This window comes from Sanguibacter inulinus (assembly GCF_013415325.1).
Lineage (GTDB): Bacteria > Actinomycetota > Actinomycetes > Actinomycetales > Cellulomonadaceae > Sanguibacter > Sanguibacter inulinus.
The window spans coordinates 20,979-27,502 of record NZ_JACBYE010000052.1; the positions used below are offsets into that span (position 1 = coordinate 20,979).

Consider the following 6,524-nt stretch of genomic DNA (forward strand, 5'->3'; position numbering starts at 1 on the left):
CCCGCAGTATGGGCGAGCGGGCGCGCGGCGGGCAAGGCGGTCGCCGGTAGAGCGACCCCGGATGCCCTGCACCCATGACATCAGTCATGGGTCTCGGGTGACATCACGGCACTTCTGCGCGATCCCGATCTCCGGTGTCCTTGAGGAACTGCACAGCGGCTCTCGAGCCGCCTCCCTGAAGACGAGGATTTCATGCGCAAGCCCCTGAAGATCACCCTGTGGACCGTCGGCGTCGTCGTCGCGCTCCCCGTCCTGGCTCTGACGACCACCTCCATCGTCAACGTGGTCGCGACGAAGTCGGACCTGGCCGCGATCACGCCGTACGGCGAGCTCGTCCCCGTCGACGGCAAGCAGATGAACGTCGTCGTCAGCGGCACCGGCGACGAGACCATCGTCCTCCTCCCGGGGCTCGGCACCGCCGCCCCGGGGCTCGACTTCGAGCCGCTGATCGCCGAGCTCGACGACACCCACCGGGTGATCGCCGTCGAGCCCTTCGGCACAGGTCTGAGCGACCAGACCGACTCGCCGCGCACGGCGGCGAACATCGCCGCAGAGGTGCACGAGGCGCTGCAGCAGCTCGGTGTCGACCGCTACGTGCTCATGGGGCACTCGATCGCCGGCATCTACGCCCTCGAGTACAGCGAGCTGTACCCGGACGAGCTCGTCGCCTTCGTCGGGATCGACAGCAGCGTGCCGGACCAGCCCGGCTGGGACGACCCGGTCCCGACCGACGGTCTCTCCGAGCTGCGCACCCTCGGCCTGCTGCGGGTGCTGTCCGCGATCGGCGGGGACACCTACGCCGGCATGCCCTACGACGAGGACACGAAGGAGCAGATGCGCTTCCTCACCACGAAGAACTCGACGGCTCCGACCCTGCTCGACGAGATGGACCGCACCCCCGAGAACTTCGCCTCGGTCAGCGGTCAGACCTTCCCGTCGACGTTGCCGGTCCTCCTCTTCGTCGTGCAGGACGACTCGGACGTCGACGGCTGGCTCGAGCTGCACGAGGACCAGGCGGCGAGCGTCGACCACGGCGAGGTCGTCCCCCTCGACGGTGAGCACTACCTGCACCACACGCAGTCGCGGCAGATCGCGCGCGACACCGACGAGCTCCTCACCTCCCTCTCGGTACGCTGAGCACATGACAGACGGCCTGCCGGGCACCTCTCGACGCGCGGCCGACCTGCGGTGGATGCGGGCGTCGACGGCCGTGACCCTCTGGGTCCTCGTGGTCACCGCCGCCTTCCTCCAGCTGGTCCTCGGGCCGGGCGGAGGGGCAGACGGCCTGCGGCAGGTCCTCCTCGTGGTCCTGACGGTCGTCTCGGTGGTGCTCGCTCTCGCCGCGGTCCCGTCGCTGCTGCGGACGACCGGAGGCGTCTCGGAGCGGAACATGTGGGTCGTCCTGCTCCTGGTGGTGGCGACCGCGACCTGGGTCGTCGCCCTGCTGCCACCCTTCGGCGGGTGGGGATGGGGTTTCCTGCTCGTCACCGCGGGCGGGATGCTCAGCTGCGTCGTGCCCCGCTGGTGGAGCCTCGCCGCGATCCTGGGCACTCTCGCGGTGCTCACCGTGGGAGGTGCCCTCGCCTCGCAGGCCGACCCGACACCCGTGGTCAGCACACCTGTCGACGACGGCACGACCCTCGTGGTGGTCAGCACGCTCGTGGTGGTCACCACCATGCCGCTCAGCGCAGTCTGGGTCCTGCGCGTCGTGCTCCGCCTCGACGAGGCCCGCCGGACCGCCTCCGACCTCGCCGTCGCGACCGAGCGGCTGCGGTTCGCGACCGACCTCCACGACATCCAGGGCCACCACCTGCAGGTGATCGCCCTCAAGGGAGAGCTCGCCGAACGTCGTCTGCTCGCCGACCAGCCGGATCTCGCGGCGGCCGAGCTCGCGGACATCCGGGCGATCGCCCAGGCGGCCCTCGACGACACGCGCGCCGTGGTCAACGACTACCGCACCGTCACGGTGGCCGTCGAGGCCCGGAACGCCGCGGCGGTCTTGCGGTCGGCAGACATCCGCTGCGAGGCCCAGATCGACGTCCCTGATCTCCCGGCGCTCGCCGGTGCGGTCTTCGCCGTGGCGATCCGTGAGGCGGCGACCAACATCCTCCGTCACAGCCGGGCGACCGAGGCGTCCCTCGAGCTGGTCCTGACCCCGGAGCAGGAGTACCGCCTCACGGTGACCAACGACGGGTCCGGTCCGGTCCGCACAGGGGGCACGGGTCTCTCTGGCCTGACCGAACGGGTCACCTCGTGGGACGGGACCGTGTCGACGAGCCGGCGCAGCGACACCTTCACCCTGGTCGTGCGCATCCCCGCACGCACCGCGGCGCTGCAGTCTGAGGTCGTCCGATGATCCGGATCGTCATCGCCGACGACGAAGGGCTCATCCGCGGCGCACTCCTCGCCCTGCTCTCCCTCGAACCCGACATCGAGGTGGTCGCCGACGTCGACGACGGTCACGCCGCCGTCGCCGCCGTCCTCGAGCACCACCCCGACGTCGTGCTGCTCGACCTCGAGATGCCCGGGCTCGACGGGATCGAGGTCGCTCACGAGCTGAGGTCCCACCCCACCTCGCAGACCATCATCGTCACCCGGCACGCTCGCCCCGGAACCTTGCGTCGGGCGCTTGCCGCGAAGGTCCGCGGTTTCGTCCCGAAGTCGACCCCGGCGTCCGGCCTCGCCGCCATCATCCGGTCGGTCGCCTCGGGCGAGAGGTACGTGGACGCGACGCTCGCAGCAGCAGCACTCACCGAGGAGGAGAGCCCGCTCACCGCACGCGAGACCGACGTGCTGCGCCTCACGCGGGAGGGGCTGCCGACCAAGCACATCGCGAAGACGCTCGGCCTCGCGCACGGCACGGTCCGCAACCACCTCTCCTCGGCGATGGCCAAGCTGCACGCCGACTCAAGGGTCACCGCCGCCGCGACAGCCCACGACCGCGGGTGGGTCTGAGGACCGGTCGACCGACGAGTCCCGTCGGGGCCGCCTCGATCAGCCCTCCTCGGCGATCTCCGCCAGGCGCAGGACTCGGTCATGGGTGACAGACCCGGGTTCTGAGGTCCAGACGATGATCGTGTGGCCAGCGCCGTCGGTGAGCGCTCCCCAGTCCAGGGCGAGCTCTCCCACGACCGGGTGACGCAGGATCTTCGTCCCCGATCCTCGTGCGGCGACCTCCTGCCCGTTCCACAGGTCGTGGAAGTCAGGGTCGAGGGCCGAGAGCTCGCGGACGATCTCGCGGAGCTGTTCGTCCTCTGGGTCGGTGGCGCTGTCCATGCGCAGCTGGGCGATCGCGAGGTCCACCACGCTGAGCCAGTCCGCGTAGAGCAGCCGCATGGCCGGGTCTGTGAAGAGCAGCCTGATGAAGTACCGCTCACGTTCAGGGATCGCGGCGAAGTCGGTGATGAGTGCCGCGCCGAGGTCGTTCCACCCGACGATCTCGGTCCGAGGTCCCATCACGAAGGCCGGGGTCCCGACGAGGTTGTCGAGCATCCGCTGGACGGGCACGTCGAGAGCGTCCCGGAAGGCCGGCCTGGCACCGGTCAGCGGTCTCCCGGACAGACCGGCGAGGTAGACCCGCTGGTCCGGCGTGAGCCTGAGCACCCGGGCGAGGTCGTCGAGGACAGGTGCCGAGGCAGGCAACCTTCCCTGCTCGAGCCGCGCGTAGTACTCCGTGCTGATGGACGTCGCGTGGGCGACCTCCTCGCGGCGGAGCCCCGGGACACGTCTGGTCTGCCCTGAGACGACCAGGCCGAGGTCCTCCGGGGTGAGCTCAGCCCGACGCGCCCGGAGGAAGTCGCCCAGCTCTCGCCATCTCGTCTCGCCCGCCACCTGGCGATCCTCTCACGGTCCCCGCCAGGCTCGGCAGATGCCGGTCGCCGGTCCTCGTGGGGGGACATTTTCTCTCCCCTGCTACGACCTCCGCCGAGGTGACAGGGTCAGATCACGACGCCGGAGAGGCACCCCCTCCAGGCGATCTGGACGAAGGAGAAACACAGTGAGAGTCATCGGACTGACCGAGTACGGCGCACCCGAGGTGCTCCGCGCCCTCGACGTCCCCGAGCCCCACGCCGGACCGGGGCAGGTACGCGTCCGCGTGCACGCCGCGGCCGTCAACCCCGTCGACGCGATCATCCGCTCCGGCGGCTTCGCCGGCAACGACGAGCCGATCACCGACCCGGTCGTGCCGGGCATGGACGTCGCGGGCACGATCGACGAGATCGGCCCCGAGCAGCCCGACGGCTTCGACCTGACGGTCGGCGACCCCGCGATCGGGTTCGTGGTCCCCGAGGGCAGCCACGGCGGCTACAGCGAGCTCGTCGTCCTGCCGTCCCTGTCCGTGACGCGCAAGCCCAGCACTGTGGATTACCCGGCAGCGGCGTCGTTCTTGTCCAACGCCCTGACGGCTGAGATCACGCTCGAGCACCTCGACCTCGCACCCGGCGCTGTCCTGGCGGTGACCGGCGCGACCGGCGCCGTCGGCGGATACCTCGTCGAGCTCGCCGCAGCACGCGGGCTGGTGGTCATCGCCTCCGCCTCGGCCCACGACGAGCCTCTCGTACGCGGCTTCGGCGCCACGCACGTCGTGGACCCTGCTGCCGACTTCGTCGAAGAGGTCCGTGCGCTCACCGGAGGGCGCGGCGCCGATGCTCTCGCCGACGCCGCGATCCTCACCGACCAGGTGACCGGCGCGGTGCGTGACGGCGGTCAGATCGCCTTCTACCTGCCCACAGCCGTCGACCCGGGCCGCGGCATCTCCGTCTTCGGCTCGTACGTCATGCGGTCCCACCTGCGCCACGACGCGATCGACAGGCTTGCCCGCTCCGTCGAGCAGGGGCGCCTGACCACCCGGGTCGCCGGGACGCTGCCCGCGGCTGACGCCGCAGCCGCCCACGCACTCCTCGAGCAGCGCGGCCGCCGCGGCCGCCTCGTCCTCGAGCTCTGACCCCCCACCACCTCCGCACACCACGAAGAGAGAAGAACCTCATGGAGATCAACGCACCCCTCCCCAGCGTCGGACAGACCTGGCTCGCCGACCTCGGCCCCGACACCCCGCTGGGCCACTTCACCGTCGAGATCACCTTCGACACCGAGTCCCAGGTGACCTTCGAGGTCACCGGCGGCGCCATCAAGGGCCGCGTCGAGACGATGGAGTACACCACCACCAAGGTCCGCGACGGACTGCACATCGTCCGCTGGACCGAGCCGGACTCCGGCGACCACGTCACCCACATCGAGGACTACACGAACGGCGCCTGCATGGCCTCCTCCGTCATCGGCGGAGAGTTCGTCCAGCTGCACGGCACCTGGACCCAGGTCCGCTGACACCGGGCTCCACGAGCCGGAGGCACCCCGAGGTGCCTCCGGCTCACCTCCCCATCCCTCACGCGCAACGCCCCAGAGGGCGCCCCGCGAGCACGACCAGGAAGAAGATCATGAAGGCAGCACTGATGTTCGGCGCCGGCGACGTCCGCGTCGTCGAGGTCCCCGACCCCGTCATCCAGAAGCCCACCGAGGCTCTGATCCGCGTCACCTACGCGTGCGTCTGCGGGTCCGACCTGCACCCTTACCACGGCCTCGCCGACACCCCGGAGGGCGTCAGCATGGGGCACGAGTCCATCGGCGTCGTCGAGGAGGTCGGAGCGGACGTCCGCACGCTCGTCGTCGGCGACACCGTGATCGTGCCCTTCGCCTGGTCCGACGGCACGTGTGCGTTCTGCCGGGACGGCGTCCACACCTCCTGCGTCCACGGTGGGTTCTTCAGCGGCGCCCAGGCCGAGAAGATGATCGTCCCCTACGCCGACGGCACGGCCGTGGTCGTCCCCGCCGGGACCGACGAGTCGCTGATGCCGAGCCTGCTCACCCTCTCGGACGTCTACCTCACGGGCTACCACGCCGCCGTCCGCGGAGGCGTCACAGCCGGCACGACCGTCACCGTGGTCGGCGACGGCGCCGTCGGCCTCTCAGCCGTCCTGGCCGCCAAGCAGCTGGGCGCAGAGACCATCATCCTCATGGGCCGACACACCGCCCGCACCGACCTCGGCCGCGAGCTCGGGGCCACCCACCTCGTCGCCGAGCGCGGCGACGACGGTGTCGCGAAGGTCATGGAGATCACCGGTGGGCTCGGCTCTCACGCCGTCCTCGAGGCTGTCGGCCACATGCCCGCCTACGAGCAGGCCTACAGGATCGTCCGCCCCGGCGGCACGATCAGCCGTGTCGGACTGCCCCAGTACGAAGACGCCCCCGTGGGATTCGGCTCGTTGTTCGGCAAGAACGCGACCCTGACCGGCGGCCCCGCCCCTGTCCGCGCCTACCTCGAGCAGATCCTGCCCCAGGTGCTCGACGGGACGATCAACCCTGGACGGGTCTTCGACCGCGAGCTCCCGCTCGACGACATCGCCCAGGCGTACAGGCTCATGGACTCACGCGAGGCTATCAAGGTGCTCATCCGCCCCTGACGCCGGGCAGACCGCCGGTGTCTCGTCCTAGGACTGCTCGGCGGGGTGGGTGGGACGGGTGGAGGG

The 6,524-nt window shown here is 70.6% G+C and carries 7 protein-coding genes; 6 read left to right on the forward strand and 1 reads right to left on the reverse strand.

Features of this window, described 5'->3' with window-relative positions:
• The first annotated feature begins 192 nt into the window (after positions 1-192).
• From HZZ10_RS16095 to HZZ10_RS16105, 3 genes are read left to right on the forward strand one after another with little or no spacing between them, the layout of a single operon-like run.
• Complete coding sequence (locus HZZ10_RS16095; RefSeq protein ID WP_179914267.1) at positions 193-1,137, forward strand: alpha/beta hydrolase; 945 nt, start codon at positions 193-195, stop codon at positions 1,135-1,137.
• Positions 1,138-1,141: 4 nt separating this feature from the next.
• Positions 1,142-2,356: a sensor histidine kinase gene (locus HZZ10_RS16100; protein WP_179914268.1), complete on the forward strand. Its 1,215-nt coding sequence runs from the start codon at positions 1,142-1,144 to the stop codon at positions 2,354-2,356.
• Positions 2,353-2,955: a response regulator transcription factor gene (locus HZZ10_RS16105; protein WP_179914269.1), complete on the forward strand. Its 603-nt coding sequence runs from the start codon at positions 2,353-2,355 to the stop codon at positions 2,953-2,955. The genes HZZ10_RS16100 and HZZ10_RS16105 overlap by 4 nt, the downstream gene beginning before the upstream one ends.
• A 39-nt stretch (positions 2,956-2,994) precedes the next feature.
• On the opposite strand, the gene HZZ10_RS16110 is transcribed toward HZZ10_RS16105, so the two are convergent.
• A complete protein-coding gene (locus HZZ10_RS16110) occupies positions 2,995-3,831 on the reverse strand; it encodes a helix-turn-helix domain-containing protein (RefSeq protein WP_179914270.1) in 837 nt (278 codons plus the stop codon).
• A gap of 166 nt (positions 3,832-3,997) precedes the next feature.
• Between HZZ10_RS16110 and HZZ10_RS16115 the strand changes: the two genes are divergently transcribed.
• The 3 genes from HZZ10_RS16115 to HZZ10_RS16125 all read left to right on the forward strand — a co-directional run bounded on the left by HZZ10_RS16115 (position 3,998) and on the right by HZZ10_RS16125 (position 6,458).
• A complete protein-coding gene (locus HZZ10_RS16115; RefSeq protein ID WP_179914271.1) occupies positions 3,998-4,945 on the forward strand; it encodes an NADP-dependent oxidoreductase in 948 nt (315 codons plus the stop codon).
• Between the two features lie 41 nt (positions 4,946-4,986).
• Positions 4,987-5,325: a MoaF-related domain-containing protein gene (locus HZZ10_RS16120; RefSeq protein ID WP_179914272.1), complete on the forward strand. Its 339-nt coding sequence runs from the start codon at positions 4,987-4,989 to the stop codon at positions 5,323-5,325.
• A gap of 110 nt (positions 5,326-5,435) precedes the next feature.
• Positions 5,436-6,458 carry a zinc-binding dehydrogenase gene (locus tag HZZ10_RS16125; RefSeq protein ID WP_179914273.1) on the forward strand — a complete coding sequence of 341 codons (1,023 nt, stop codon included), beginning with the start codon at positions 5,436-5,438 and terminating at the stop codon, positions 6,456-6,458.
• Positions 6,459-6,524: the final 66 nt, after the last annotated feature.

Bases quoted from the DNA above. Each gene is read 5' to 3' on its own strand.
- HZZ10_RS16100 (WP_179914268.1), top strand. From the start codon at position 1,142: ATGACAGACGGCCTGCCGGGCACCTCTCGACGCGCGGCCGACCTGCGG.
- HZZ10_RS16125 (WP_179914273.1), top strand. From the start codon at position 5,436: ATGAAGGCAGCACTGATGTTCGGCGCCGGCGACGTCCGCGTCGTCGAG.
- HZZ10_RS16095 (WP_179914267.1), top strand. From the start codon at position 193: ATGCGCAAGCCCCTGAAGATCACCCTGTGGACCGTCGGCGTCGTCGTC.
- HZZ10_RS16120 (WP_179914272.1), top strand. From the start codon at position 4,987: ATGGAGATCAACGCACCCCTCCCCAGCGTCGGACAGACCTGGCTCGCC.
- HZZ10_RS16105 (WP_179914269.1), top strand. From the start codon at position 2,353: ATGATCCGGATCGTCATCGCCGACGACGAAGGGCTCATCCGCGGCGCA.